This window comes from Nitrosospira sp. TNL300 (assembly GCF_055385915.1).
Genome location: NZ_AP041005.1, coordinates 1613016 through 1638066 on the forward strand (window position 1 = coordinate 1613016; position 25051 = coordinate 1638066).

Consider the following 25051-nt stretch of genomic DNA (forward strand, 5'->3'; position numbering starts at 1 on the left):
GTCAATCCAGTTTCTTGCGGGTAACAAAGCGCGCGAGGCCGAGCAGCAACACTGCATAGCCTGTGAGAATCGCATAATTCCGTATTATCAGCGGCCACACATCGCCAGCGAGATACAACGTCCTGATCAATTCCATGAAATAAGTGGCCGGTAGAATCTTTCCAACCAGCTGAATGACAACAGGCACGTTGCGCAAGTCAAAGAGAAAACCGGAAAGCATGAGTGATGGCATGAAGCTGGTAATAATTGCGATTTGACTGGCAGTGAACTGGTTTTTGGTAATGGACGAGATGACCAGGCCGAAACCCAGCGCCACCAATAGATAGAGCATCGAGCCGCCCAGCAGGATCAGCAGGGAGCCGCGTATAGGCACCTCGAACAGAAAATGCGCCGCGGCCAGGCATATCCCGAGACCCATCATACCTACCAGAAAATAGGGGACAATTTTCGCCAGCAGGATTTCCGTGGGGCGCACGGGCGAGACGAACAATGCTTCCAGGGTGCCGCGTTCCCACTCTCGCGCCATCACCATCGCGGTGAGAAAGGCTCCGATGAGTGTCATGATCAGAACGATCAAGCCCGGCACCAGATACCATGTACTGGAGTTGGCGGAGTTGAACCACAAGCGTTCCACCAACGTGATTCTACCCTCGGTCGTAACCGGCGAATCTGCTTTTCGATCAGCCTGTCGCAACGTCCACTGGCCAACAATACTGTTGATGTAGTTTCGAATGATTGTTGCGCGGGTGGAATCTGTTCCATAGGCCAGAAACTGGACTTGTGCCTCGCCTTCCCCCAATCGTCGGGAAAAATCGCTGGGTACCCGGAAGATTCCCTCTACTTCGCGCGCCAGCATCAAGCGCTCTGCCTCCTGCATGGATGGAACTCTTACAGGTGAAATATACGAGGAAAGTTCCAGGCCTGAGACAACGTCGACCGAAGTGGGTGATGCATCTTCCAGTACGATTGCAATGTGCGCATTCCTGACATCAAGTGACAAGCCGTAACCGAAAATGAGGATCAATATGATGGGCAAGCCAATTCCAACTGCGAGATTGCTTTTGTCTCGCAACAGTTGACGTATTTCCTTTCGAATCAGGGAAATGAGGCGTAGCTGAAAGCCGAGATAACCCCGCTGGCCTGATTGACTGTTTTTTCCACTCATAAGCTCGGTGCTCTTTCAGTCGATTTATCTCGTTCCCGCTCGCGAGCAACGATACGAATGAATGCCTCTTCCATCGTCAGCGTGGCATCCTTCCCCCCGGCTTGCTCGCGAACCTCGTATGGCGTTCCCATGGCCACTAACCTGCCGTTGTCCTGGATTACGATACGATCGCAATACTCCGCCTCCTCCATGAAATGAGTTGTAATGATGATCGTGGTGCCCATTTCCGACAGTGCAGTAATGCGACGCCAGAACTCTCGCCGCCTGAGTGGATCGATCCCGCTCGTGGGCTCATCCAGAAACAGGATTTCAGGCTCGTGCAGCAGGCCAACCGCCATGGCAAGCCCTTGGCGGAAACCTCCCGGTAACATCCCGCTGGGAGATTGTTCCCTCCCTGCAAGATCGAATTGCTGAGTGACGGTCTGAATACGCTTGCGCAGCCGTTCGCCGAAAAGACCATAGGCGCCACCGAAAAACTCAAGGTTTTCCTGCACGGTCAAATCGCCGTAAAGTGCAAACTTCTGCGCAACATAGCCTATCCTTCGGCGCGCGGGAGCACGCGCATGCCGAAGGTTGACCCCCGCCACCTGGAGAAAACCGCTGCTTGCAGGTAGAAGGCCGCAAAGCATGCGAAAGGTGGTGGTCTTGCCCGCTCCATTCGGCCCCAGCAACCCGAAGATTTCGCCGCGCTGCACCGAGAAGGACACATGATCGACAGCGATAAAATCTCCGAATTTTCGTACCAGATCACGTACCTCAATGATCTTTTCATCGGACTGCCGATTTTCTCCCGAGGTAGTTGCAGACAGTGCCGGCTTCTCGAATAGGAGAGTATCTGGCGGACTCATCTGATGCTGTTCACGCAGCAGTACCATAAACCCGTCTTCAAGACGTGCTTCCATCGGGATGGCTTCAATACCGCTCAACAGCGCATCGATATCCTGCTGCCGTGCATGAGGGCGGCGGATAAAACGCACTGCCCCACTTTGGGGCACGGCATCTATGATATTTCTGGAATCATCCAGAAGTTGTGCCTGCAGAACTCGTGAAGGCTGACCTTGGGGTGGAACAGCGACAAAGCAAAGATCGCGTGCGTACTGCCGTATCTCGTCAGGTGGGCCTTCGGCAAGCAGTTTGCCCTCCTCCAGCACATGAATCCTGGTGCAACGCTCTGCTTCATCGAGGTAGGCTGTGGTAATCAACACCGTCAGTTGCTCCTCATCGATCAATTGTCCGATGATCTCCCATAGCTCCCGTCGCGACAACGGATCGACGCCCACTGTCGGCTCATCAAGCAGCAGCAGCTCGGGAGAACGCACGAGCGTACATGCCAAACCCAGCTTCTGTTTCATGCCTCCTGACAGTTTTCCCGCCGGACGCTGGGTGAAGCGGGTGAGATCAGTCATTTCCAACAGTCGGCGATAGCGCTGCCGGCGTATTTCCTGCGGCACGCCATGCAGGTCTGCATAAAGATCGAGATTCTCCTGGACACTCAGATCCTCATACAGGCCGAAGCGCTGCGGCATATAACTTATGCGATCCTGCACTGTCTGCGGGTCGGTTACGACATTCACATCCAATACCTGGAGGTGTCCGTCATCCGGTTTTATCAAACCCGCGAACATGCGCAAGAGAGTAGTCTTGCCGGCCCCATCCGGTCCGACCAGCGCAGTAAGCGAACCTGCGGACACTTCCATGGAAACGCCTGCGACAGCCTGCACGATCTGGCCGGTTTTTTTGACCGGAAAGCGCTTGTAAATATCATTTGCTACCAGTGCGGGCTGCGTTTGCTCCATCAATGCTTCACTTCATTGGAATTTCCATTATTTCCGAGAGCGATATGTACGGTGGCGGGCATGCCCAGACGCAGCCTATCTCCCGCGTCTTCCACATACACCCGTACCTCATAAACGAGGCTGGTGCGCAGTTCCTCGGTTTGTACAGGCTTTGGGGTAAACTCGGCAACCGACGAGATATAGCCGATACGACCATGAATGGGCTCCTCCGGATGACTGTCAGTAACAACCTCTGCGCTCATGCCGGGCTGGATGCGGCCGAGATCAATCTCGGATACATAGGCTCGAACCCATTTCGGATCGGTTATTGCAAGCGCATAAACCGGACGTTGTGGCGAAGCCATGTCTCCCGGTTCGAGCAGACGTGAGCGTATGACAGCATCAATAGGAGCTTTCAATTCGGCCAGATCAAGCTGGTGCCGCAGCAAGGCCAGCTCAGCACGAAAAACATTCAACTGCGCCTCCGCCTGCGCAATATCTTCCTTACGCGGCCCGATCAATGCCAGTTGCAGTGCCTTTTTGCGATTTTCGAGTTGCGCCACAGCCACTCGATGGCGAGACCTGGCATTGTCGAGATCCTGCTTGCTGACGGCAGCACCCGAGTCACTTTCAATCTCCATCAAGCGGCCCAGAAACTGTTTGGCGAGATCGGCATCGGCCTGAGCGGAAGCAACCTCAGTCCGGGCCTGTGCTATTTCCTCGGGGCGGGTGCCATTCTCAAGCCGCAACAGCGCCTGCTCCTGGGTGGCAACCTGGGCTTCGGCTTGCGCAATTTGCAACGTGAGAATCCGGGTATCCAACGTTGCGAGAACTTGTCCTGCCTTGACCCGATCTCCTTCCTCCACACGCATTTCAGCGATCCGATCGTTTCCGTTGAAGGCGAGAGAAACCTGGCGGATATCCACATTGCCAAAGAGTGTCAGGAACTCGCCATTGCTTTCCTTATGGGTTAAAAACCAGCTTACCGTTCCCACCGAAATCAGGGCAAGCCCTGCTGCTATTCCTATAAGGACGAATTTTTTATTCACCGATGATGTCAGATGCGGTTACGCTACTTTACTGAAGCGGATGACTGCATGGAAACCGTACGGTTGCCGACGCAAAACTCCTGCTTGGACGATCAGCCGGTTCGCGAATCAGTACCGCCAACGATAGCCTCAGCCGCATCTTCCAGGGCAACGATTGCGGAAGGAAGTGACGCCGCGTTGCCTGAATAAACTGCGCCAGCCAGAAGAACCAGTGCGGATGCGAGATCAAGCGCCTGCTTCAGGGTGGTGATATGCTTTACTGCTGCTTTTGCCTCCTTGACGCTCGACTGCAGTCGCTCAAACGCAAGCTGGCTATCTGCCAATACCAGCCCTATCGCACTTGTGTAAAGGCTGGAGGCTGTATTCAGAAGTAAAATCTCCTGACAATCGAGCTCATCCCACTCTGCCTTGCTCAAGCTGGCACGATGCTGGATGCGCCAGTCCCCGAGCGCAATTGCTGCATCCCGGAACTGATTGCCCAATTCGAAAGCGTCATCGGACGAAAGCTTGTCCATGCGTTTATTCTCTTTCTTTGTTAGTCTCTTTTAATGCGAAACATCGAGCAAATGCCGGTAAGCCATGCGAAGGTCTGCGACATAGGGTTTGAATTGCTTGTCCAACTCGTTACTGCCGATCTTTTTGCGGTGCTCATACAGATACTGATGCGCATTAGCGATTTTATCCAGCACGGCAATATAACCCTGCGCACTCCTGATCCGGGTATTTACACGGCCCAGCGATTCGGCCTTCGCCTCTCTTGCAAGCGCCATTGCAACAGGTTCCATGGGATTGTCCGGCGCATACATGAAATTGTCATAATACCTGCCGAGCAGCGCCGTTTCTACCTGTAAATCGGCAATCATGCCCTTCTCCACGATTTTTCGCGTAGCCTGAATTACATGCTGAAGCGGCTGATTTGCATCACGGACCAGTTTCCTGAGTTCATGGAGCCGATAACCCGCAGTTACAGCGCGTGCGAGCAGCGTAGATAGTGCTCCCACCGCCTCTTTCTCTTCGGAAGTCAGCAGTGTCGCCCTGCTGAGATTTGTACTCAATTCTTTTAGTGATTTATCATAGGGATGAGTGTTACCGGCGGCCAGGTTGCCTAAACCTTGCATATAGTCTGTCACGGTTTGCTGGAGCAGATCCAGGCTGGCTCGCTGCGCCTCCCGTCGTATTTTCTGTGCTTCCAGCTCGCCGTGGAATTTCTCTGGCTGGTATTGTTTGCGGCGATCAAGTGCGGCCACATAGTCCCTCGTGAGGGCATCATAACTTGCCGCATCTGAAGAAAGAGCGGCAAAAACTTTCACTTCCCTGAAACTGGCGCATCCGGAAACAAAAGATACAAGCAGGAATATGCCGAATGCTGTCCAGAAGCTTCCGCGTATACCAATCACGTTGACATCAAGAGCGCGGGTCATCACATATTCTGTAGCTCTATCGGAAGCGATGTGTTATTCCTTTATCTTAGCTGGGAAAAAAGAGAGTTTTGTTATATTTCAAGGCTTGGCGACAAAAAGCAGTTGCACCATGGACAGCGTGTTTTCCGGCTATGGATAATATGCAGTTTCCCCGATCTTCCTCCAGTAACTGATACTCATGAGAATAATCTTCCTTGCTGCCCTTGCCGTCCTGCAAATAAGCTTTGCCCCTCCACTTCGCGCCGCTGACTCCGCAAGTTTTGTTCTCAATTATATTGGTCAGCAAATCGTACCCACTCAGACAAAATTCAAAGGGACAACTGTCGGCGGGTTGTCGTCTCTGGACTACAACGCAAGCACCACCCGTTACCTGTCCATTAGCGATGATCGCAGCAGAACCAATCCAGCGCGATTTTACGAATTATCCCTGGATCTCGCCAAATTCCAGCGCTCGGCCGAGCCCGGTATGGCAGGCGTGACCTTTCATGCCGTAACCACGATCCAGCAACCCGGTGGGGGTGCGTTCGAGAAAAACTCCGTGGATCCGGAAGGTCTCCGCTTTGACGGCAACCGCAACAAGGTTTATTGGAGCGAAGAAGGCCGCCGGGAGATATCGGGTTTCCGCAGCCCTGCGGTACGCGAAATGAATGCTGATGGCAGCCATTCTCGCGATTTCGTTGTTCCCGTTTACTACTCTCCCAGCGGCTCCCGTGTGTGGACATTTACCGGTAGTAAGGGCGTTCACGACAATTTGGGGTTTGAGAGCCTGACAATCTCCACCGATGGTACAACCCTGTATACGGCTACCGAAAACGGCCTGGTTCAGGATTCTCCCCCTGCCAACGCCTATAGAGGATCACGCGCACGTATCCTTGCCTTCGACATTGCCACCGGGAAATCAGTCGCGGAGTATGCTTACGATGTTGAGCCTGTTACGTCCGCGCCGTCCTTGCTCGGCAGTTTCGCTATCATCGGAGTGAGCGACTTCCTCGCCATCGGCGATCGCCAATTCATCACTATCGAGCGTGCACTAAATCCCAGCACAATCACACTCGCTCGCATTAACACTGGTTATACCGTCCGGCTTTATTATGCCGATGCAAGGAACGCCACCAACATTTCCGGAATGGAATCGATCGTGGGCAAGAGCATCTCTCCGATAAGAAAAGTTCTCTTGCTCGATATGTCAGACCTGAAAAATACGGATGGCTCGGCTCTGGCTATTGGTAACATAGAAGGCATCACCTTTGGTCCCGAATTCAAGGGCAAACGCACTATCTTGCTGGTGGCTGACAACAATTTCTCCAGAATGCAATTCACCCAATTTGTCGCATTGGAAATTGCCTCTGAATCGGAACTGGAGCGGTTACAATAAAAATATGAATTCTGAAAGGAATACTGCCTATTGATTTTTTTCTTGAGCTTTGTTGTCGATTACACCGGGTATATCCTTCATCGGCCGAGTTAATCGGCCTTTAAGGTCATCAACGCCCGACTGCGGTTTGGCAAGTTGTTTTAAATCTGCGCGCTGTCTGCGCTTTTCCTCGCTGTCTATTTTCATATTCTTGTCTCGCTTTTCGACCAATCCAGGCACTGCTTCTCCTTCATGATTAAAAGACCAGCCCAACATCGGTTGACCGAGGGGTAGCGCATCCCCAAGCTTACCTTCGTAGCCCGTGTTCCAGACGTGCCAGGTCTTGCCATAGCTGTTCATCTTCCCTTTCATCAACTCTTTTTCTGCAATGCCGGGGATGTTGGGAGCTACAAGCTGCCCGGAAAGAATTTCGCCGTTATGCGGATGCCAGTACTTTTTTTCCCCTTCGGGTAGCGTGTTGAAAAGCTTTTCCGAGATGATGAATTCAATGCCGTTCAGATTTGCATCCTCCGTGTTGCCATCGAATAACGCGCACTGCGCAAAATCCTCGTTTACCTGGTGGCAATAGTGATGAGCCTCCATCTGATCTTCCGGAGAATCCTTCATTGGATGGAAACCGACCAGATAAATGTCAAATGATTTCAAGGGAGAACCGCTCTGCAACAGCTTTGCGCCTGCTTCCAGAATTTTCGTTTTGGGCGTTTTTGCCTCACCTCCTGGGTTGGCATGGGGTTCCGAGGATTCCTGTGCGAACACCTCTTGCACAGGGTTAAGCAGTCCAGTGCTTGCCAGTAAAGCAAAACACGAAATAATTAAAAAATGCCCGCTCAATCCCTTCATACCGTCCCTTTCGAATGGAATGTATTCATTTAAGAATATTGCATGTTTCCTCACACTCGTCCGTACGGTGGCACACAGGAATGAGCTATAGCAATATGCTAAAAATGCTACTGAATATACTTCTCCAAGGATCTCTCAAGGAAATAGCGTAGAAATAGCGTTATTCGCTTCCCATCATAATGCCTGCTGAATAGAGCAATTCATTCCTGCACCGCCTCTTCGCCTATCTAGAACACATAACTTGCATTCAAACCCACTATTATGTTCCGCCCCGGCGACGGTTCGTAAAAACGCCCGTTGCCTTCATTCACAATTACCGCACCGATATATTTTGCACCGCTTACATTGTCTATTCGGATGAATTCGCTGAGCTTCAAACGACCCAACTGATGTGAATAGGCAAACCGGATGTTTGCCATGGCGTACTGTTTTGTGGCTTCTGTATTGGTATCGTTGGCGTAAACCCTATCACGATAGATTGCCTCGATTACTGCCGAAAACCCCGGCAGGCCGCGCCGCCAAGCCAGTTCGGCATAGGCGGTATTGCGCGGTATACCGGGAACGAAGTTGCCATCCGCTACAGTTACGAAAGGAATGCCCACTCGTGGCTGATAGGTATAGGAATCGCGAAACCTGGCATCAAGAAAGGTATAAGACAAATATGCAGAAAGATCCGCACCGAAGCGGTGGACAGCGGCAAGCTCTATGCCTCGTCTCCTGGTATCGGTCGCATTCTGAAAAGTAGCTCTACCTCCAATATTGGTTGCCGGCAGAATCTCATCGGTAACCACACTCTCAAAAAGCGCGAGATTGATGCGTGTATTATCCGTAGCCAGCCACTTGACCCCCGCCTCGATATTGCGACTCACGCTGGGTCGAAGAGAAAAATTGAGGCCGGAGGCACCATCCGGCCGATAGGCAAGTTCTGTAAAGGTGGGTGTCTCGAAACCCCATCCGCCGCTGGCGTACAGGTTGAGCGTCGGTGTCGCCTTGTATAGCAAACCCAGCACTGGATTCACGTTGCGAAAAGCCAAGCTGCCGCTATCATCGCCATTGCCGGGGCGGACAAAAAAATCCTCGGACTTGAATTTCACATCGGTGTAACGCACTGCGGCAGAAAGCGTCCATGACTGCGTAAAATGCCACTCGGCCTGCCCGTATTGGCTGAAACTGCTGACGGTATTATTTTCATTACGGCGCAAATCTCCACGCACACCAAGGATTGCGCCAGAGAAATTCTCGAACCCCTTGCGGCGCTCCTTGAAAATTTCGTACTCGATACCTGCGGTCAACGTGAACGGACGTTCTCCCCTGCTCCGATACGTCCATCGCAAGCCTGCTCCCCCGAATTGCCGATCAAGATCGACCACACCGCCCGAACTGGTTGCAGGAACCTGCGCGCCGCGTGGTACAGCAAGAAACTGCTCTATCTGCCGGGTTCCTGCATAACCAATCAGCTTGATCTTGTTCGAAGCAGAGAATCTGTGTTCATAAACCGCACCGCCCTGAGTATTGTCGATACTCTTGCGGGTGTTGAAGGTGTGAGCGCTGATATCCGCCTGGCGGGGATTCTCGATAACCTGAGCATGCGTGAGCCCGAGCGGATCCTTCGTGTTGCCCTGATGCAGTTCATTGGCTACCAGAGTGAGTGTCGCGTCGTGGTCAAACCTGTACGTAGCTTTTGCGCTGGCCTGATAACGCGTTGCCCCACTGTGATCGCGGTAGCCGCTTGTCTGAAAGCGGGAAAGATCGACTACGTAGTTGAATGGACCAACTGTAACATCCGTTCCACCCAATGCCCCCCCCAGCTTGATCTCCCCGCGAGAGGTGCCGTAGCTGCCGCCCAGGAGGGTTCCGGATAACGTGGTTTCGTTTGGGCCATCCTCCGTGTATGCCTGTATTACCCCCCCTGAGGCATTGCCATAGATGGCAGAGAATGGCCCGCGCAATACCTCGATACGCTTGGTTGAACCGAGGTTGATATTCGCCGCCTGGCCTTGACCATCCGGCATGGTGGCGGGAATATCATCGACGAATATGCGTATGCCACGAATGCCGAAAGTGGAACGCGCGCCAAAGCCACGGCTGGATACTTGCAGATCCTGTGCGTAATTCTGACGATTCTGAATGACGAGACCTGGAACGCGAGAGAGAGCCTCAGAAAGATTAATCCGGGGCTGAGCCTCCTGAATAACCTTTGTCTCCACCACATCGATAGACATCGGCAAGGAGAAACTCGATTGTTCAGTGCGGGTGCCGGTAATAACGACTGGATTGAGAACTGGCAAAGACTTCCCTGATGCTTCGACTGGCTGTGCCTCGGCCGCGGTATTAGTCGGAGTCTTGGATCGTACAGAAGGCGAATCCGATGCGAGCACGAGGTTCGGCAAGCCGGTCCCGATAGCGACGAGCGCAAGGTTCAGGATTTTCAACGGTTTTTGCTTTCCGTCGGGACATCGGGCAATTGAAGAAGCAGCGAGAGGCTGACTGAGCCTCTCCTGCTATTGACATCCTCCCCGGCATGAATGCTGGAGATTCCTACGGCGCTCAGGCGCGGCATTGAGCCACTCCTGAGCCGCTTCGGTTGGTTCTTGGGCTGAGGGCCTTACTGTGCGACTCATGTCTCCGCAAGCGTTACTTTCCGCCTATCCGGCGGTAGCCTCGTGAGAGGGAAACTTATATGTATTACATACATGCCGTCATTGAGGGCGCAATTGCCCACTGGTAGCAAAAAGGAAAATACAACGAATGCAAGTAAAAAACAAGGACGGCAACAAAGTCCGCGCTATCCTTCCCCGACCAGGTTCGACGGCTTCGCCTAAAGGTTGCTTCGCAACCAGATCACTTGGACGAGGTTTGCCGCGCATTCCAATCAACAAATCCAAATCAAACGGGAACCTTCCTTATTTTTAATAGCCCGGCTGACCACCCATCCCACCCCCAGGAGGAGGAACCAGAGAGGGAAAAGAAGAACCTGACGATGAACGGGAGGAAGTCTGTTCCACCTTCTGCTTTCCCGCCGCTGCTTCTTTATTAACTTTTTCTACCGCCTCATTTATACGGGACTGCTCGGAAGTGGCCGACCTGTTGATGGCGGCGTTATCGGCATTAGCCTCCTTGATCATACAGTCGTGGTAAGTCTGTATCTGTTTCTGCCACTCATTGATCTTCCCCACACTCCGATTGAAGGCATCAACACTGCTTGAATCCACCACTGGCGTTTCAGGCATCGCGCCGCAGCCGCTGGCGGACCAAGCACCTTTTTCGAAGATCCCCGCGTTTGCGGCAAACGCGGTAATGAGTAGTGCAACTGATACTGAAATATAAATGATTCGACTCATATAGCGCCTCCCGTGATTGACAGAATGTGATTGCACCAGCTCAGCCATAATTCCTTCTTTCGTCCGCACGGATCAAAGGTTGCGGCAAGTCAGAGAAATGTTTGACATCCTCCCCGGCCTAAAGGCCGGAGATTCCTACAGCGCCCAGGCGAATGCCTGGGTCGCTTCGGTGGGTTCCTGCTGCTGGCGGCATTACCGCACCGCTCACTTCACAGGCGAACCGGGCGTGTCCCGCCCTTAAAACATTGATTGCGCCGACCACATCGGCGTTTTTCTCGAAGCCGCATTCCACACAAAGAAATTGCGCTTGCGTTTGGCGGTTGTCTTTGGACACATGGCCGCAGCATGGGCATGTGCGGCTGGTGTTCTGTGGTGGTACGGCGATGAGCCAGCCACCATTCCACGCCAGCTTGTAGTCCAACTGACGACGGAACTCGAACCATCCTTGGTCGAGGATGCTTTTGTTCAGGCCAGACTTGGCCCAAACATTTTTACCCGGTTGTTCAGTGCTGCCTGCCGCTGACCTGGACATATTGCGAACCTGCAAATCCTCGATATACACCATCGCGTGGTTTTGGCTGATAGCTGTCGTGGCCTTGTGCAAGTAGTCGCGGCGGGCGTTGCCGATACGGGCATGAATCTTCTGGACTCTGGCCTTGGCCTTCTTCCAGTTGTTGCTGAACCTGGTTTTGCGGCTAACTGTTGAGCGGCGCAAGGTGACTGCCATCCGACAGCGTGGCGAAGCGGGCGATGCCCATGTCGATGCCGACAGCGCAGCCTTTCGGTATCGGTTGCTCGACTTCCCGCCCGGTCTGGATCGAAACGTACCACTTGCCGCAGGACTGTCTGACGGTGACGTTCTTCACCGTGCCGAGCACGTCTCGGCTGTTGCGATAGTGCAGCCAGCCCAGCTTTGGCAGGAAGATGCGGCTGTTTGCCTGATCGAGCTTCACCCCTTGCGGATAGCGGAAGCTGTCGCTCCGACCCTTCTTCTTGAAACGCGGGAAGTCGGCACGCTTGGCAAAGAAGTTGGCGTAGGCCCGCTCCAGATCCTTGAGTGTCTGTTGCAGGGCTTGGGAAGGGATTTCTGCCAGCCACGCCGTGGCAGCCTCTGCCTTCCATTCAACCAGCAGCGCGCATAACCCGGCATAGCCGAGCTTCTTCTCGCCCTGCTCGTGTCGTTCCTTCTGCAACGCCAGCGCCTTGTTATAGACGAACCGGCACGAACCGACGAAGCAGCGCATGCTGCGCTGCTGTTCGCCGTTGGGCTTTAGCTCGAATTTATAGGCCTGGAGTCGTTGCATGGCTCAAATTATAAATTTGGATGGACGCTTCCAGCGTTCGCGCTATCCATCTCCCCCATGAATGGAGGGGCTTTCCGCGCAAATTTGGTAAAGCGAGCGACTTATATTCGTGCTGATATCGCTGCGATCAGCTGGCGATTGAAGAACATACGCCAGCATCTTAATATAGCCGGTTTGTAAACGGCAAGAACGAGTCATGTCAACATCCGCTCATCCCATCAGCCTTATGCAACCCACTGCAAACGCCTGGCGCGATGTGCTGGCAAAGTCCGTGCTATTCTTTTTTGGCATAGCGCTCTGGTACAAAGGGTTGAGCTTTTATGCCTATTATCTGCTGCCGCTCGCCTGGGTGATAGATGGAGGACTGGGTCGCTTTGGAAAAACAGTCAGGGAACCTCTAGTAATCGGCATGCTTCTGTTATGCTTTGTCCTCGCCCTTGGCATACTCTGGAGCGATCACCCTGATCTTGGCTTCAAGGTCTGGCGAAGATATTTTGCCTTTCTCGTTTTTATTCCTTATCTAGGTCTTTTAAATAAGGAACGTCTACCTTGGGCAATCTATGGAGCGCTCCTCGGTTATTTTGGAGCGCTACTCATCGGCTTATATCACTGGCTGGTAATGGGCGTACAAGGTATTCCGGCTTTGGGGATGCCTTACCTTCATTTTTCATCAATGCTTGGGATAGGAGTCATACTAGCGCTTTACCTTACAGGCGCAAGCAAAAACAAAACAGGAAAAGCACTTTTTTGGGCTCTCGCCCTTTTTTTACTTTTTATTCAGTTTAATCAGAATGCGCGTGGAATTCTCGTAGCCACTCTCATTTCCTCTGTATTTCTAGTTTTCTTCCTTTGCAGAAAAAAACTCACAGGACTCTTTACCTTTATAGCGATTCTCTCCTTTGCTGCAAGCTTCTCTGCCTACAATAGCTCCAGTTTTGGGGAAAGATTGGGTCAAGCAAAGCACGACATTGAGCTTTTAGAGCAAGAAAACTTTAATAGCAGCATAGGGTACCGGCTAGCCCTTTGGGATGTGGGTATCCAAGGAATTAAGGAACATCCCTTTTTTGGTCATGGCACAGGGATGGCCGCAGTTTATTTCAATAATACAGTTGGAAAATATAAGAGTAGTCTATATAAAAAGGTATTGCAGTTTCATAGTACTACTTATCACTACCACAATGATTGGATCGAGATTGGAATGCACGTCGGATTTCTCGGCCTGATGGCTTATGCTTTACTCTTATGGGGTTGGTTTCAGACCCTAGCTACGCGAGGGCATGCGGCACTTGCCACTGCTTTAGTCAGTTTTATTTTCGTGTGTGGTTTGGTTGATAATCTTGTATTCTTTCGACAAATTATTTTCCTCCTTATTGTAGTGACGGCCATCTTCATCTCGTATAAAGGAATAGGAAATACCTCAACTCGAGTCTTTACTAGCTCACACAATATGTAACCAAGAATCAGTAAAAGAAACTGATCGAAAATCTAGATATCAAATCTAATGCGAGTTTGCTTTGTATCCCACACTGCCCGGCGAAATGGGGCAGAATTGGCTCTTCTCGAATTACTACAAGGATTACATAAGCTCGGTGTCGAGTGCCTTGTATTCGTACCAAAGAAAGGTCCACTCCTTTCAGATCTGGATGGGCTAGGCATAAAATGGCGCCAGTTGAATTATCGCTGGTGGTGGAAATCAAAAGGGAGAGCTCTTCCCCTTCGCATTCTACGAACTCTGCAAGGATTAATAGCAGTCCTTCGAATGGCGTGGATAATTCGAAATTGGAACTGCGATTTAGTTTACACAAATACAATCGCTGTAAATACAGGCGCCCTTGCGGCTTGGATAGTTCGGAAGCCGCACGTGTGGCACTTGCATGAGTCAGCTTACAGAAATCCAGATTTAAAGTTTGACGTGGGTAATCGTTGTGCAGCGTTCCTGATAGATCGCTTGTCCGCCTTTATAGTCGTAGTTTCGCACTCTATTGCAAAAGACTACTCTCGTTATATCAAATTAGAAAGAATGCATGTAATTTATCAGTCTATATCCCTTAGCGGTAGCAGTGATAATAAACCTTATTTAGATTTGAAGAAAAACAAATTTCAATGTGTGGTCGTAGGCTCTTTACAACCTGCAAAGGGACAAGATGGAGCGATCTCAGCAATAGCTGAAGTGGTTCGACGTGGAATAGATGTTCATCTAGTCTTGGTTGGTGATAGCGAGGCATGTTTTCGTGCGGAGTTAGAACGGCAAGTTAAGACTCTAGGCCTAGAGCGCCGCGTGCATTTTATCGGATATTCAAACGACCCAATTCGGTTTATCCGAATGGCCGATGTTGTTCTAATATGTTCGCAATGGGAAGCTTTTTCTCGCGTTACGATTGAAGCAATGCTTGCAGGCAAGGCTGTGATTAGCAGTGGGCGAGGTGGAACAATTGAACTCATTAGAAATGGTGAAAATGGTTTCCTATACGAATGGGGAAATCACATTCAGCTGGCTGATAAAATACAGTTTTTATATGAAAATCCGAATGAAAGATATCGCCTAGGTACGACTGCCCACGCTTGGGCTCAGAGGAGATTCACTCAAGAGCGGTATGCGAATGAAGTATTCGATCTTTTAAGCAAAGTAGTAGAGAATAAAACCTAACTGGCTCTTTGCGTAACCTTTTTTACCATTTATAAAGTTTATCCCCACCTCCCTGCTTTCTACCAAGGGTTGTCGTTCAAGCATAGATTAAGATGCGCATTTGTTTTATATCGCACTCTAGTAGCCGCTATGGCGCTGAACTAGCACTGTTAGAGCTATTACAGGTTTAACAAAATTAGGTATCAAGTGCCTAGTTTTTGTCCCCAAAAAAGGGCCCCTTCTTATCGAACTTGATCGCTTAGAAATAGCTTTGATGTTAAGAATTTTTTCACGTCAAAAACGACCTTGGGCAAGAGAAGAAAGAGTCTTGGAATTAGCAAAACAGCTGAGCTTAATGTGAATCTTAAGGAAGTCGTTTAGTGGCTAAATTCGGATTGTATTTTAAAAATACATCTCCAAATTCTTCCCCTGAGTTTTCTCCAATTGTCAAACCTTAGAAGGGGCTGCCTCAGTGTGGTGACGGTGGCAATTCTTGGAAGACTGTAGAGTGGCTTGCACTTCTCGTGCTCAGTTCGGGTGGCGAGGAGTACCTCCCTTAATTCTTGTATTAATCCAAGGTATTAATAAAACCCGCGGAACTTTTAATGGCTTTCAGGTATTTAATCATTATTGCCACGGGAGCAGCCATCTTGATATATGGGATCATGAAACCGGAGCGCAACTGGGACATGATTGCATACGTCGCCGCTGCTTATTACGAGGACGGCTATAGAGGAGTGGACTTGACGCGGGAAACGTATGGAGACATAAAGAAGGGGGTAAGTGCCAAAAGATTTTCGAAACTGGTAACAGGGGAGTATCGAGAAACGGTATTTAGAGATCCCGCTTCTTTAGAGCAGCAACTCCCATTCTATTCACCTAGAGTTGCATATGTCGAATTAATACGGCTCTTCAAGCACTTCGGCTTGAGTTACACGAAAGCAACCTACGTGATCAGCGCAATCTTCGCTTCGTTGTCTGTCCTGATACTAGGCTTAATTATTTTAGAAGCCACAGTCTCGATAGCAATACTTCCGTTTATTGTTGTGCTAACCGGATATTCGGAGATCGCCGGGCTTTCGACACCTGACGCAATGGCCTGTTTCTTTTCGCTTCTAGGAATATACAGTTTAATTAGAAAAGGAAAGCTAGAATTTTTTGTTGCGGCCATCCTTCCCGTGATCAGGACGGATTTCATATTACTTTCGGGGCTTTTAATGATATTTACCTATCGCCAAGGGGATAGGTTTATTTCATTATTTTCACTTTTGTCTGCTGCTGCTATTTATATTTTAGTTACTAAGTTAACTGGAAACTATGGATACCTAACGCTTTTCAACTTCACCTTTGTCGGCTCGCTTAGCCCATATCCCACAAATATCGTTATTTCTCATCAGGTCGGGGACTACGTAATACCTTATGCGTTATTGTTACAGAGCTTATTTTCCCATTCTCACACGGTGGTCTACGTGCTAGCTCTTTACTTGTTCTGGCTAAACAGAGATCAGGTAAATAGAGGCAAGGTACATTTTTACTGTTTATTTATCCTGCCTTTTGTTTTTACTGCGGCACATATGCTTCTATTCCCTTCAAATCACTTCCGATTCTTCGTTTTTTCCTCTTCCTTAATCTTCGTCTGGAGCCTGGCAGTCATAGCGCAATTAAAAAAAGCGCGAGACCGAGCAGTGAAAATTGGCCATGGACGAAGCGCGCTGCTCACTAGAGCGTGTTCACAGTAGCCAGGTGTAGGCGCAAGCTAGATGCAAGAAAGCATTTAAGCAGTTGGCGAATTTGTCATAGCGGGTTGCGAGGCGACGAAATTGTTTGAGCCGATTGAAGAATCGCTCAACCAGGCTGCGCACTTTGTACTGTTCCCGATCGAACTCGCGCGACGCGCAATGGAGCAAGAAGGTCTGCGGCTTTCGACCGGAGAACGTGCACAATCACTTAGATATGAATATGACGACTACTTTTGGATTTGTGAAGGAAAAAACCTTCTCGCAAATTCCTTCAGATCGATTTCCGTCTCGCCGCCATCCATGAATCGGAATCTCCACACATTTTGTTGCTCGTCTGAATCCAGTCGCAAAGGATCATCTGCAAGTGCAAATCCGCCTTCTTCAAGAATTTTCCTGGCTTTCCTCGCGTTCCCTGTTAACAGGGAGTTCAGGGCATCAGGAATTCCCCTTTTCTTCGCTGCATAAGCTTTGTTCATCCAGGGCGCCATTTCTTCCAGAAGGCCGTATTTCTTGTAAATGTTCGCCATGCGCGTCAGTTCATCCGCGTCTTCAAGCAGGTTGCCAGTCAACATGCGCTTGGCGATCATTTCATCCGATGGAATCTGTATTGCTGGTTTGCTCAGGCCGGAAAGCCCCCCAACACCAGCTTCTACGACAGCAGGTACTTTCGCCACTCCTGAACTCAGGCCGGGCGCCGAGTAACCAGGAGTAGATGGCTTCTGCTTATCCTGTTGCCATGGAATCGCTATCTCATCGTTGGCGGCACGAAGCCGCTCGCGTTTTTCCTTGTTGAAATCTGCCTTGTCGATCCTCGCCCGATGTAACTCCGCCTCGCGCTCATCCGCCTTTTTCAACCGGTTGGCATCCTGCTGCCGCAGCTTCATATCCTGCCCCGTGCGCACACCTTGTGCAAGGCCGCCAGCAAATGCGCCCAAACTTTCAAGCATAGTCTCCCTCCCTGCTGTATTTATTCACTGTCGCCTTGCGCTTCGCCAACTCTGATGCACCATTGAGCCGGTGAATGAAATCCTCTCCTACCAGTTCCACCGCTTTCCTGTTGAGTACCGCTTCGCCGTTGGATAACCGGATGGGTTGCATACCCTCAATCGAAGCTGGAATGGAATCGCTGGTGCCGGTACCGGGGCCTTGTACTATGCCACCATCCGCATAGCCTTCGCGTTTCAATGCGGATAAACCATAGGCATTGTAGTTTCTGATAACACCGCCCGTTCGCAACCCGGGTGTCCTCATGAGGTAAGCTCCGCCCACAGTACCAATCAGGTTGCCTAACCCGCTGAGTCCTCCCACTTTATTCTGCTGCTGTTGCTGCCATGCATTCAGTTGGCCCTGATACTGATTCAGCATCAGATTGCCGGCTGAGTTATTCGCGCCGAGAGCGCCGTCATACCAGTGTTGCGCTGCATTCATGCCAGTGGTATGCAGCCCGGCTTTCGTTGCCAGATTCTCAGTGGCGGCGTTTCCCGCATTGAGTGCTGCCGCATCGGTAGCTATTCCCGTAGTGGGCATATTACGCCCAAATTGGGCCATGCCTTGCCGCATGGCCATGCCCTGCAATTCCGTCTCGCGTCGGGCCTTATTCATTGCCCCCGCTGTGTCTTTGGCAAGCCCAAGGCTGATCTCGTGGGCCAGGCCTTGAAACTTGCCTGAATTGGGATTGACTCCCATACGTGCCATTGCTCGCTGGCTCAAATCCAAGGCGCTCTCATAATTTTTTGCGATATCCGCGCCCGCCTCGGCCGCCATCCGCTCTTTACGTTCGGTTGAGTCGAATTCGCTGGCCTCTCTTACCATGCGCTCTTCTATCGGCGCAAACAGGTTGCGGTATGCCTGCCATTGCGATTCGGCCCTCGCTGCATTGACTTCGCCTGCCGCAATCTGCTGATCAACAATTTTCTGGATCAGCGGGTCCTGCACCCTGGCTCTGTCCTTCTCCCATTCAAGCTGCTGTTTTGCTACATCCAGTTGTTGTTGCGCGATATCAGCCTGTTGTTTTGCCGCCTGCCCAATGAGCGGATCCGGTCTTGGTGGCTTTGAACTACACATTTTCAATCTCCAATATTTTGGTCAATCCATTTTCTACGTGCCTGTAGCCTAGCAATCGGAAAAATCGTCCGGCCTTATTAACTGTCTTTACGGTAATATTGATTTCTCGAACGCCAAGCAATTTCATGGCATTCTCGACATACCTTACAAAACGCTTGGCAATAGTACCGCGTCGTGCCTCGGGCAAAAGATACAGTGTGTCTTCCGTGGCAATAAGTGTTTGCGTGTGAGCGCTCTTGTCCAGATACATGGCGCAATTGCCCAATAACTTCCCTTCGCTCCTTACGGTAAAAAGAAGGTAGCGGCCTGCCTGCTCATATCGGATAAAAGTCTCGTAATCCGGCTGAAACGGTAGCCGATGCCTGTGTCCCTCGGTTTCATTCCAATGGGCGCGATGCAAATGCTTTATTTCTTCTGGAATGTTCTCAATACGCTCTACAGCAAATACCAGGGGGCCGTTATATCGAGGCTTGATCTGTGCAATATCTCTCAGATGCGCAAGTGTCTCCATGCGGTTGGCGGCAACGCAGATATCAGCAGCCAGATCAGATGTCAGGGTCAAGCCTACATTTGCCTTGAGCAGCGAAATCAGTTCAGTATTCATCATCCATCCATACGTGAAATAAGCTGTTCGAGAGAATCGCGAACAGAATTTATGTACGCATACAACGCCTCGCATTCAGCCTGGGTAGGAGGAGCTGAGAATGTAAGTGTGCGAAAGGCGGGAAGCGTTATTCGGTTTCCGCGCCGCCCGGTCAGTATCTCAAGCATGATTTTCAGCCAGGGAGGTGTTCCAACCGGAATGCCGGGCTTCTTGATATGGGTCGCTTCGGCAGGTTTGCTGATAAGCGCGGATTCAATCACAACCCCATCACTTATCGCTTTGGCGCTCGCTTTATTGATCTGGCTGCAAAAGGTAGCGACAAGAAGGTGTATCTGGGTAACAACGCCCATTGCACCAGCATTGGCTTGGGCGGAAGGCGTGCCGACAAGCGTCCCACTGCCGACGGATATGGGGAGAACGCCACCCGCATTAAGCTGCGCCAGGTTGGCTTCAACCAGGGTGTGAGTTTGCGTGATTGCCGCGCGTGGGAGGGTCTTCCCCTGTATCCACCCCTTCCCACCGAGTATATGCGCCTGACTTACTTCCCCCGAGCTCAAGGTTCTGCCTGGCGCAATTACGGCACTCGCCAGGGCAATACTTCTGGTAATGCCAGCAGCGCTACCAAGGTTGGATTGAACGGGAGCAGCCGTCGCAAGAACTTGATTCTGTTCGATCTTGCTCGTACTGATGTCATCTACTTGTGTTAATCCCGCAACAGCAAGCACGTGGTGTTGAGTAATTTCTACCGCCCTGCCGCTATTTACCTGTATTACAGCTACACCGCTTAATCCAAGCCTTGTATCACCAAGCCACAGCTTTCTTGCAGGAGCCTTGAATAACTGCCACGGGTTTTCGCGCAGCGCGAATATTTCGGCGGGAGCAAAAGCCCGGTCAAAAATCCCGACCGTATCGATGTCACCATTGAAGGCGTAGGATGGAGCGCCGCCAAGGCCATACGCCCCCACGTACACCGTTCGCCCGGCGGTGGGCGCGGTAGCCGGATTGATGGCGACCTGAACACCGTTCACATACAGGATTCGGTTCGAGCCGTCGAAAACGCCGCAGACAAAATCCCGCTGCCCTGCTGTCGGCTGCCCGCCTACGCACCCCTCGGGGGTGCCATTGTTGACGATCCAGCAGTATTTGCCGCCGGTATTGAGCCCAAGGAAGAATCCGCTGGCAAAATCTGTCTCGACGATGCGCGCATAAGCACTCAGGGCAGCTGGCCTGCACCACGCGAATACCGTGAAAGTCGTTGCGGGAGTTATCGTCCGCGTGCTTTCGAGCCTGGTTGTCGATCCGTTGAAATACAGCGCCCTGCCCTGGTTCCTCGTGACAAGCGCAGGAGCTGCCGCAGCACCCGGTGAAAAATTGTTGCGGGTGGCAATATCCCGGGCGAACTGTTCGGTCAAGGGCGCGACAAGGGCCGCGCCTCGTTTCCAGTAAGGGGCAAGCTCGACCGAGACTTGCGGCTGCGCGTTGAACCGGCTAGGCAGGATTATTTCAGCCACTTCAGGCCGTAGCCCCCGTGATGTCCGCGCGGTAGACCTTGCCCCCGGCCAGGGTCACGCCCGTCTCGTTCTTTGCCACGAGCTTCAGGTAGCGCGCGGCGGGCAAGCCCTGCAGGCTGAACATCTTCCGGTGCACGTTGGCATCAAAGCAAGGTACCGTACCTATCCAGTGCAGGTCGGCCTCGTTGGTAGCATCGGACCCGACGATCTCCGGCCCGCTGCTGAAATTGACGTTATCGAGCGAGAGCTTGGCAAACAGCACGAGCTGCTTGTTGCCTGTCGGCGCGCCGCTGGGGTCCGCTTCGACTTCCAGGGTGACATCGAGCGGGATGTTGGGGCCAAGGTCGATGACGGGGGATACGTTGAAGTAGCCGCTTCCCAGCGTGCCGATGTCGAATATCAGGGTGCGCGCCCCCTGTGCTTGGGTAAATGTTGCCATAGTTTAATTTCCGGAATATCGCCAGTTGGTTAGGTGGGCTGGGAGCTCGTGTAAGTCAGGCTCGGGAAATTGACTGTATTGCCGCTCGTTACCACCTGATCGGTGGTTTCATCAGTCACCAGCAAAACTTTGCTCGCGTTGTCCGTGAAGGCAATGTGAAGATCGGGAGCGGCGCCAGAATTGGCTGACGCTGTTCCACTGCGGGCCGCGACCGTCAGAATGCGAGCTACGCCGTCAGCCCCTGACAGCGCATAGTCTCCGGGCGCCATTGCAACCGCACAAATTGCATTAGCATTAACGGTTGCATAGCTGTCAGCAAAGGAATATGCCTTCAACAGCAGCATGCGGCTCGCATTGTTCTTTATCGAATTCAATCCACCATCCAGAACGTCGGAATGAACGTATTTCGCCATACAAAATTCCTTTTTAAAGTAAAAAAAGCCGCCCGAATAGGAGCGGCTTACGTTTGAGTGACAAAAATCAGGAAGAAGAAAGCTGCTTGAAATACCTTGAGCGGTTCGAGAGATCTAACCGAGAGTGCCAATCCAGCCGTTCAATTGGGAACTTATGGCAGTTATGCCTGCTTCAATCCATCCATTGTTTCAGCCAGGACGACACTGTTTACCTTCACATTGCCAGATAGCACAAACTCGACATTATCAGCCTTATAGCCGCCGGGGAGTCGAAACGCTCGGCTATTCCTGACCTGTTTGGTAAACTTCAGCGCCCCATCGCTCCATAATTGAAATTGCAGGGAATCCATGGATAAGAGAGGAATATCCTGTGCCGCATCACCCCCAATCTCGTATTCACCGAGGCATGTATCTGCCAGTCCGTCGTTCATGGAATAAGAACTGATCAATATCTGGTTAGCAGCGATAGTCTCGTTATAGGAGGATTGTGCCGCTGCTCTTTCTTCTTCCGTCATTTCAAAATCGGCATCAATCTTCCCCGCACCATAATTAACTGGCGGCGCAGTAACGAACCGTTTACTTTTCCACTCATAGAAAAGCTTGGTCCCCGCATCCCCTTCCCATTCGTAGATTTTCTTGTTTGTGGCGACGTAAAGCTTGCCGGTTATGGGATCTGTCCAGATGCAACTGATGTTCTGGTTGATTTTTGAAAAGGATGCGTTCTCTGCCTTATCGATCACGAACATGAGGGAGCTATCTCCAGCCGAATAGCCGCAGTAATAGCGGTTATCGGCAGAGGTAGCGATAAAGGTGTCAGGATTCAGTTCGGACCACTCCTTCTGGGTAAACAGGTCTTTTGTGACAATATCGCTACTTGTCCCAATCATTACCATCCCTTGCGGAGCAGGATATCCAACACCAAATGCAAAATTCGCCACTCCTCGCTTCGACATGCAAGGCCACGCTACCCCCAGCTTCTCCATTCCTCCCCCCATGGTCGCAGGCTCAACCCCGGTAATGGTGAAAGGATTGCCCTTGGTCATACCAACCAGCGTGGTACCCATCGCAGCGATCGCCACAATTTCCTGATCGTATGTCTGGCGATACGAGGTGGGCCAGGCATAAGGTTTGAACGGTTCTGAGAAAAGTACCTCATTACCCGTGAATCCTGCGGCAATTCCATTCGCAAGCATAACAATGCCTTTCATGTTGGCCGGGAGCATTTCCCAGTTCGTGGAGGACAATACTTCTCCTAATGCAATCACCGTATCAGGAACAGTATCACTATAACTTTTCGTAACCGCTGAAAGTGTTGCGACGTAGCGATACTCGCTCCCTGACGAAGTGGTAAGCGTCCGATAGATTCGCTTGTTCATCCCCCCGGTATTGTGTGGGGCCTGGCGCTTCCACTCCCCACCTCCAGCGTAGACCTGGTCTGTAGAAAGAGATATGACAACCTTTTTCGTTATCGGGTCTACGCTTATCAGGGTAAATCGGTCATTCAAGTCGGTCATGCCTGATACCGATTCAAACCTGATTTCCTCATGCGCTCTTAAACCGAAGACGGTATCAAGGTTGATTTCCGCCTGGCCGGCAGCTGGAGAATTCTTGAAAACAGCAATAATTGTCCCGGAGTTGGGGGGTACTGCGTCCAGATTTGAAATCATCCAGGTTGCGTCTATCTTTCCACTGGTCACTATGGAAGCGGGGGAAGGCTGCGACTCCTCCCCCCATTGCGTGACAAATGTGTAAACATAGGCCCGGGAAGTCACTACTCCGCTTCCACCTGACGCCATTACCAGTGGTTCGTTGACTGGGGGTGTAACGCCAAGTACGTAGCAGGTGGATGGATAAATCCCGGAGCCGGCAGTCGCCATTTCAAAGTCAGAGGTGCGAGGTTCTCCGTCACCCGTGTAGTAGAATCGCTGCGGTGTATTCCCCGCAACAGGCGAGCGGGCTACATCTACATCCCGGCTCCAGGCTAGCCACTTCTCGTTTCCATCCTTTTCCATCCTGAACATCGACCGGATCTCGCCATCTATCTGTGGAGAAAACACAAGTAGCGATGCGTTTCTGGGTCGCAAATCTCCACCGGCAAGGTTGCAATTGGTCGCCGTTTGCGCCTGGTTCGAGCTGAGCAAATGCTTTGCCAGCCGTGGCACAAGGCCGGAAAATCCGGAAATCCTGAATGCGCTCACTTCGCCAGATCTCCTATTCCGGAAGAACTATCATGCCTTAAACCAGTTCTTCGGCCCTCGCATAATGCCCGTTCCTCAGCGCGCCTCTTCACGAGGCCTGGTAATATTTTTTTGCCGGGACCATATTTGAATGCCTCTATGCGCGCACACGCTTCCACATACCGTCCGGCATTGATCAGGTCGATAAGATTAGGCGGTTTTCCGGGTAATGCCTTTCGACAGAAAGCACCGACACCGATGTTATAAGCCAGACTCACATACGCTTCATACTCGTGCTGATAGAGAGGCACGGTCACACAGCGCCTCACTCCAGCGGCATAAACGCCCTCTAGTTCGTCCAGCAGCCTGACTAAAGACCGCTCCGGCGTTGTCTTGTCTCCCATTTTCACACCTGCGGTCGTACCAAACCCGATGGTGGGAACATCCCCACGCACAGGGATATACGCCTCATTCTTATACCCCTCGTGCACCGCGATCCCAACCAGCGTTGATGCTGCCAACACTAATAGCGCTACAGCAGACCTTCCCTGGTTAAACAATGGCTTGCTCATCTCATGACCCCTTGTGTTCCATGCTCATTTATCCGTATCGGGTACATATGTCAGGGAGTATTTTCTGTGATGCAATCCAGCTTCGCCTTTATGGTCTCCTTCAGATCGCCTGCATCCAGTGTGGCGCAGGAGGATATTTCCGAAACGGGAGATGCTGCCTTGGATTTTGGCTCCGGAACCTCCGCGACGCTCATCGATGTTTGCGGTTGGACAGCTGGAACAGATGGCTCCGTTGCCGTTTCATTCGTCACCAGCGGCTCATTCGTCACCAGGGGCGTAAACATGGTGCACGACGCCAGAAACAAGGCTCCAAGCAAATATCTCATGCCTTTCTCCCTCTCGCCCATTTTTCGATGATTCTGTCGAGCTTGTCGTTGAATTCCTTCATCGTTTCACGCTGCTCGGCCCTCACCGATTTGATTTCCTCATCAAGGCGTTCATTGGTTCTTTCCTGATACAGTTCACCCCGTTTCAGGGTCGCAATATCATTTTGCAGCGCGTTGTACGTCGCTACGCCGGATGCAACAAGACCCGCCACTGCAATAATTCCACTGAAGGATAATGTGTAGGTAGATGGCCCACGCCGCCTCTCGATCCTGTTTGCGATCTCATGGTCGCCTTCATCATCCGACATGA

At 51.4% G+C, this 25051-nt stretch carries 25 protein-coding genes; 4 read left to right on the top strand and 21 right to left on the bottom strand.

Going from position 1 to position 25051, the window contains the following annotated elements; genetic code table 11:
* Nucleotide 1: 1 nt before the first annotated feature.
* From ACZ5BW_RS07425 to ACZ5BW_RS07445, 5 genes are all read right to left on the bottom strand, one after another.
* Nucleotides 2-1165, bottom strand: coding sequence for an ABC transporter permease (locus ACZ5BW_RS07425; protein WP_464538496.1), 1164 nt, complete (start codon nt 1163-1165; stop codon nt 2-4).
* Nucleotides 1162-2961 (bottom strand): ATP-binding cassette domain-containing protein, encoded by a 1800-nt coding sequence (locus tag ACZ5BW_RS07430; RefSeq protein ID WP_464538498.1) that lies wholly within the window; start codon nt 2959-2961, stop codon nt 1162-1164. Before ACZ5BW_RS07430 ends, ACZ5BW_RS07425 begins: the two co-directional genes overlap by 4 nt.
* Entirely contained in the window at nt 2961-3989 is a 1029-nt protein-coding gene (locus ACZ5BW_RS07435) for an HlyD family secretion protein (RefSeq protein WP_464538500.1), read from the bottom strand. Before ACZ5BW_RS07435 ends, ACZ5BW_RS07430 begins: the two co-directional genes overlap by 1 nt.
* 92 nt (nt 3990-4081) lie before the next feature.
* Nucleotides 4082-4504, bottom strand: a complete 423-nt coding sequence (locus tag ACZ5BW_RS07440; RefSeq protein WP_464538502.1) for a hypothetical protein — start codon at nt 4502-4504, stop codon at nt 4082-4084.
* Between the two features lie 30 nt (nt 4505-4534).
* Entirely contained in the window at nt 4535-5410 is an 876-nt protein-coding gene (locus ACZ5BW_RS07445; RefSeq protein ID WP_464538504.1) for a hypothetical protein, read from the bottom strand.
* 178 nt (nt 5411-5588) lie between these two features.
* On the opposite strand from ACZ5BW_RS07445, the gene ACZ5BW_RS07450 reads away from it, so the two are divergent.
* A complete protein-coding gene (locus ACZ5BW_RS07450; protein WP_464538506.1) occupies nt 5589-6785 on the top strand; it encodes an esterase-like activity of phytase family protein in 1197 nt (398 codons plus the stop codon).
* A 27-nt stretch (nt 6786-6812) separates the two neighbouring features.
* Here the strand turns inward: ACZ5BW_RS07450 and ACZ5BW_RS07455 are convergent, their stop codons facing one another.
* From ACZ5BW_RS07455 to ACZ5BW_RS07475, 5 genes are all read right to left on the bottom strand, one after another.
* Nucleotides 6813-7625, bottom strand: a complete 813-nt coding sequence (locus ACZ5BW_RS07455) for an OBAP family protein (protein WP_464538508.1) — start codon at nt 7623-7625, stop codon at nt 6813-6815.
* A gap of 227 nt (nt 7626-7852) precedes the next feature.
* Nucleotides 7853-10057 carry a TonB-dependent receptor family protein gene (locus ACZ5BW_RS07460; RefSeq protein ID WP_464538510.1) on the bottom strand — a complete coding sequence of 735 codons (2205 nt, stop codon included), beginning with the start codon at nt 10055-10057 and terminating at the stop codon, nt 7853-7855.
* Nucleotides 10058-10534: 477 nt separating this feature from the next.
* Nucleotides 10535-10966 (bottom strand): hypothetical protein, encoded by a 432-nt coding sequence (locus ACZ5BW_RS07465; RefSeq protein ID WP_464538512.1) that lies wholly within the window; start codon nt 10964-10966, stop codon nt 10535-10537.
* 118 nt (nt 10967-11084) lie between these two features.
* Nucleotides 11085-11681, bottom strand: coding sequence for an RNA-guided endonuclease InsQ/TnpB family protein (locus tag ACZ5BW_RS07470; RefSeq protein ID WP_464538514.1), 597 nt, complete (start codon nt 11679-11681; stop codon nt 11085-11087).
* Nucleotides 11662-12270 (bottom strand): RNA-guided endonuclease InsQ/TnpB family protein, encoded by a 609-nt coding sequence (locus ACZ5BW_RS07475; RefSeq protein WP_464538516.1) that lies wholly within the window; start codon nt 12268-12270, stop codon nt 11662-11664. Before ACZ5BW_RS07475 ends, ACZ5BW_RS07470 begins: the two co-directional genes overlap by 20 nt.
* Before the next feature lie 196 nt (nt 12271-12466).
* On the opposite strand from ACZ5BW_RS07475, the gene ACZ5BW_RS07480 reads away from it, so the two are divergent.
* The 3 genes from ACZ5BW_RS07480 (at nt 12467) to ACZ5BW_RS07490 (ending at nt 16635) form a co-directional block, all read left to right on the top strand.
* A complete protein-coding gene (locus ACZ5BW_RS07480) occupies nt 12467-13723 on the top strand; it encodes an O-antigen ligase family protein (RefSeq protein ID WP_464538518.1) in 1257 nt (418 codons plus the stop codon).
* Between the two features lie 48 nt (nt 13724-13771).
* Nucleotides 13772-14917 (top strand): glycosyltransferase family 4 protein, encoded by a 1146-nt coding sequence (locus ACZ5BW_RS07485; protein ID WP_464538520.1) that lies wholly within the window; start codon nt 13772-13774, stop codon nt 14915-14917.
* 584 nt (nt 14918-15501) lie between these two features.
* The gene (locus tag ACZ5BW_RS07490; protein WP_464538522.1) at nt 15502-16635 is read left to right on the top strand and encodes a hypothetical protein; all 1134 of its coding nucleotides are present in this window, start codon (nt 15502-15504) and stop codon (nt 16633-16635) included.
* Here ACZ5BW_RS07490 and ACZ5BW_RS07495 read toward each other — a convergent pair.
* From ACZ5BW_RS07495 to ACZ5BW_RS07545, 11 genes are all read right to left on the bottom strand, one after another.
* Complete coding sequence (locus tag ACZ5BW_RS07495; protein ID WP_464543671.1) at nt 16627-16758, bottom strand: transposase; 132 nt, start codon at nt 16756-16758, stop codon at nt 16627-16629. The two genes, ACZ5BW_RS07490 and ACZ5BW_RS07495, sit on opposite strands and share 9 nt — an antisense overlap.
* Before the next feature lie 104 nt (nt 16759-16862).
* Entirely contained in the window at nt 16863-17582 is a 720-nt protein-coding gene (locus ACZ5BW_RS07500) for a hypothetical protein (protein ID WP_464538524.1), read from the bottom strand.
* Nucleotides 17575-18699, bottom strand: coding sequence for a hypothetical protein (locus tag ACZ5BW_RS07505; protein ID WP_464538526.1), 1125 nt, complete (start codon nt 18697-18699; stop codon nt 17575-17577). The genes ACZ5BW_RS07500 and ACZ5BW_RS07505 overlap by 8 nt, the downstream gene beginning before the upstream one ends.
* A complete protein-coding gene (locus ACZ5BW_RS07510) occupies nt 18692-19306 on the bottom strand; it encodes an N-acetyltransferase family protein (protein ID WP_464538528.1) in 615 nt (204 codons plus the stop codon). Before ACZ5BW_RS07510 ends, ACZ5BW_RS07505 begins: the two co-directional genes overlap by 8 nt.
* Entirely contained in the window at nt 19303-20814 is a 1512-nt protein-coding gene (locus ACZ5BW_RS07515) for a LamG-like jellyroll fold domain-containing protein (protein ID WP_464538530.1), read from the bottom strand. Before ACZ5BW_RS07515 ends, ACZ5BW_RS07510 begins: the two co-directional genes overlap by 4 nt.
* A 1-nt stretch (nt 20815) precedes the next feature.
* Nucleotides 20816-21253, bottom strand: coding sequence for a hypothetical protein (locus tag ACZ5BW_RS07520; protein ID WP_464538532.1), 438 nt, complete (start codon nt 21251-21253; stop codon nt 20816-20818).
* A 29-nt stretch (nt 21254-21282) separates the two neighbouring features.
* Nucleotides 21283-21666: a hypothetical protein gene (locus ACZ5BW_RS07525; protein ID WP_464538534.1), complete on the bottom strand. Its 384-nt coding sequence runs from the start codon at nt 21664-21666 to the stop codon at nt 21283-21285.
* Nucleotides 21667-21827: 161 nt separating this feature from the next.
* On the bottom strand, nt 21828-23864 hold the full coding sequence (locus ACZ5BW_RS07530) for a hypothetical protein (RefSeq protein ID WP_464538536.1): 2037 nt from the start codon (nt 23862-23864) through the stop codon (nt 21828-21830).
* A complete protein-coding gene (locus ACZ5BW_RS07535) occupies nt 23861-24415 on the bottom strand; it encodes a lysozyme (protein WP_464538538.1) in 555 nt (184 codons plus the stop codon). The genes ACZ5BW_RS07530 and ACZ5BW_RS07535 overlap by 4 nt, the downstream gene beginning before the upstream one ends.
* Nucleotides 24416-24465: 50 nt before the next feature.
* Entirely contained in the window at nt 24466-24741 is a 276-nt protein-coding gene (locus tag ACZ5BW_RS07540) for a hypothetical protein (RefSeq protein WP_464538540.1), read from the bottom strand.
* On the bottom strand, nt 24738-25049 hold the full coding sequence (locus tag ACZ5BW_RS07545; RefSeq protein ID WP_464538542.1) for a hypothetical protein: 312 nt from the start codon (nt 25047-25049) through the stop codon (nt 24738-24740). Before ACZ5BW_RS07545 ends, ACZ5BW_RS07540 begins: the two co-directional genes overlap by 4 nt.
* Nucleotides 25050-25051 lie beyond the last annotated feature (2 nt).

Coding starts and splice junctions, on each gene's coding strand:
- ACZ5BW_RS07475 (WP_464538516.1), bottom strand. CDS start 12,270: ATGCAACGACTCCAGGCCTATAAATTCGAGCTAAAGCCCAACGGCGAA.
- ACZ5BW_RS07520 (WP_464538532.1), bottom strand. CDS start 21,253: ATGGCAACATTTACCCAAGCACAGGGGGCGCGCACCCTGATATTCGAC.
- ACZ5BW_RS07535 (WP_464538538.1), bottom strand. CDS start 24,415: ATGAGCAAGCCATTGTTTAACCAGGGAAGGTCTGCTGTAGCGCTATTA.
- ACZ5BW_RS07500 (WP_464538524.1), bottom strand. CDS start 17,582: ATGCTTGAAAGTTTGGGCGCATTTGCTGGCGGCCTTGCACAAGGTGTG.
- ACZ5BW_RS07525 (WP_464538534.1), bottom strand. CDS start 21,666: ATGGCGAAATACGTTCATTCCGACGTTCTGGATGGTGGATTGAATTCG.
- ACZ5BW_RS07455 (WP_464538508.1), bottom strand. CDS start 7,625: ATGAAGGGATTGAGCGGGCATTTTTTAATTATTTCGTGTTTTGCTTTA.
- ACZ5BW_RS07505 (WP_464538526.1), bottom strand. CDS start 18,699: ATGTGTAGTTCAAAGCCACCAAGACCGGATCCGCTCATTGGGCAGGCG.
- ACZ5BW_RS07430 (WP_464538498.1), bottom strand. CDS start 2,961: ATGGAGCAAACGCAGCCCGCACTGGTAGCAAATGATATTTACAAGCGC.
- ACZ5BW_RS07510 (WP_464538528.1), bottom strand. CDS start 19,306: ATGATGAATACTGAACTGATTTCGCTGCTCAAGGCAAATGTAGGCTTG.
- ACZ5BW_RS07545 (WP_464538542.1), bottom strand. CDS start 25,049: ATGTCGGATGATGAAGGCGACCATGAGATCGCAAACAGGATCGAGAGG.
- ACZ5BW_RS07465 (WP_464538512.1), bottom strand. CDS start 10,966: ATGAGTCGAATCATTTATATTTCAGTATCAGTTGCACTACTCATTACC.
- ACZ5BW_RS07425 (WP_464538496.1), bottom strand. CDS start 1,165: ATGAGTGGAAAAAACAGTCAATCAGGCCAGCGGGGTTATCTCGGCTTT.
- ACZ5BW_RS07490 (WP_464538522.1), top strand. CDS start 15,502: ATGGCTTTCAGGTATTTAATCATTATTGCCACGGGAGCAGCCATCTTG.
- ACZ5BW_RS07485 (WP_464538520.1), top strand. CDS start 13,772: ATGCGAGTTTGCTTTGTATCCCACACTGCCCGGCGAAATGGGGCAGAA.
- ACZ5BW_RS07540 (WP_464538540.1), bottom strand. CDS start 24,741: ATGAGATATTTGCTTGGAGCCTTGTTTCTGGCGTCGTGCACCATGTTT.
- ACZ5BW_RS07445 (WP_464538504.1), bottom strand. CDS start 5,410: ATGACCCGCGCTCTTGATGTCAACGTGATTGGTATACGCGGAAGCTTC.
- ACZ5BW_RS07440 (WP_464538502.1), bottom strand. CDS start 4,504: ATGGACAAGCTTTCGTCCGATGACGCTTTCGAATTGGGCAATCAGTTC.
- ACZ5BW_RS07450 (WP_464538506.1), top strand. CDS start 5,589: ATGAGAATAATCTTCCTTGCTGCCCTTGCCGTCCTGCAAATAAGCTTT.
- ACZ5BW_RS07480 (WP_464538518.1), top strand. CDS start 12,467: ATGTCAACATCCGCTCATCCCATCAGCCTTATGCAACCCACTGCAAAC.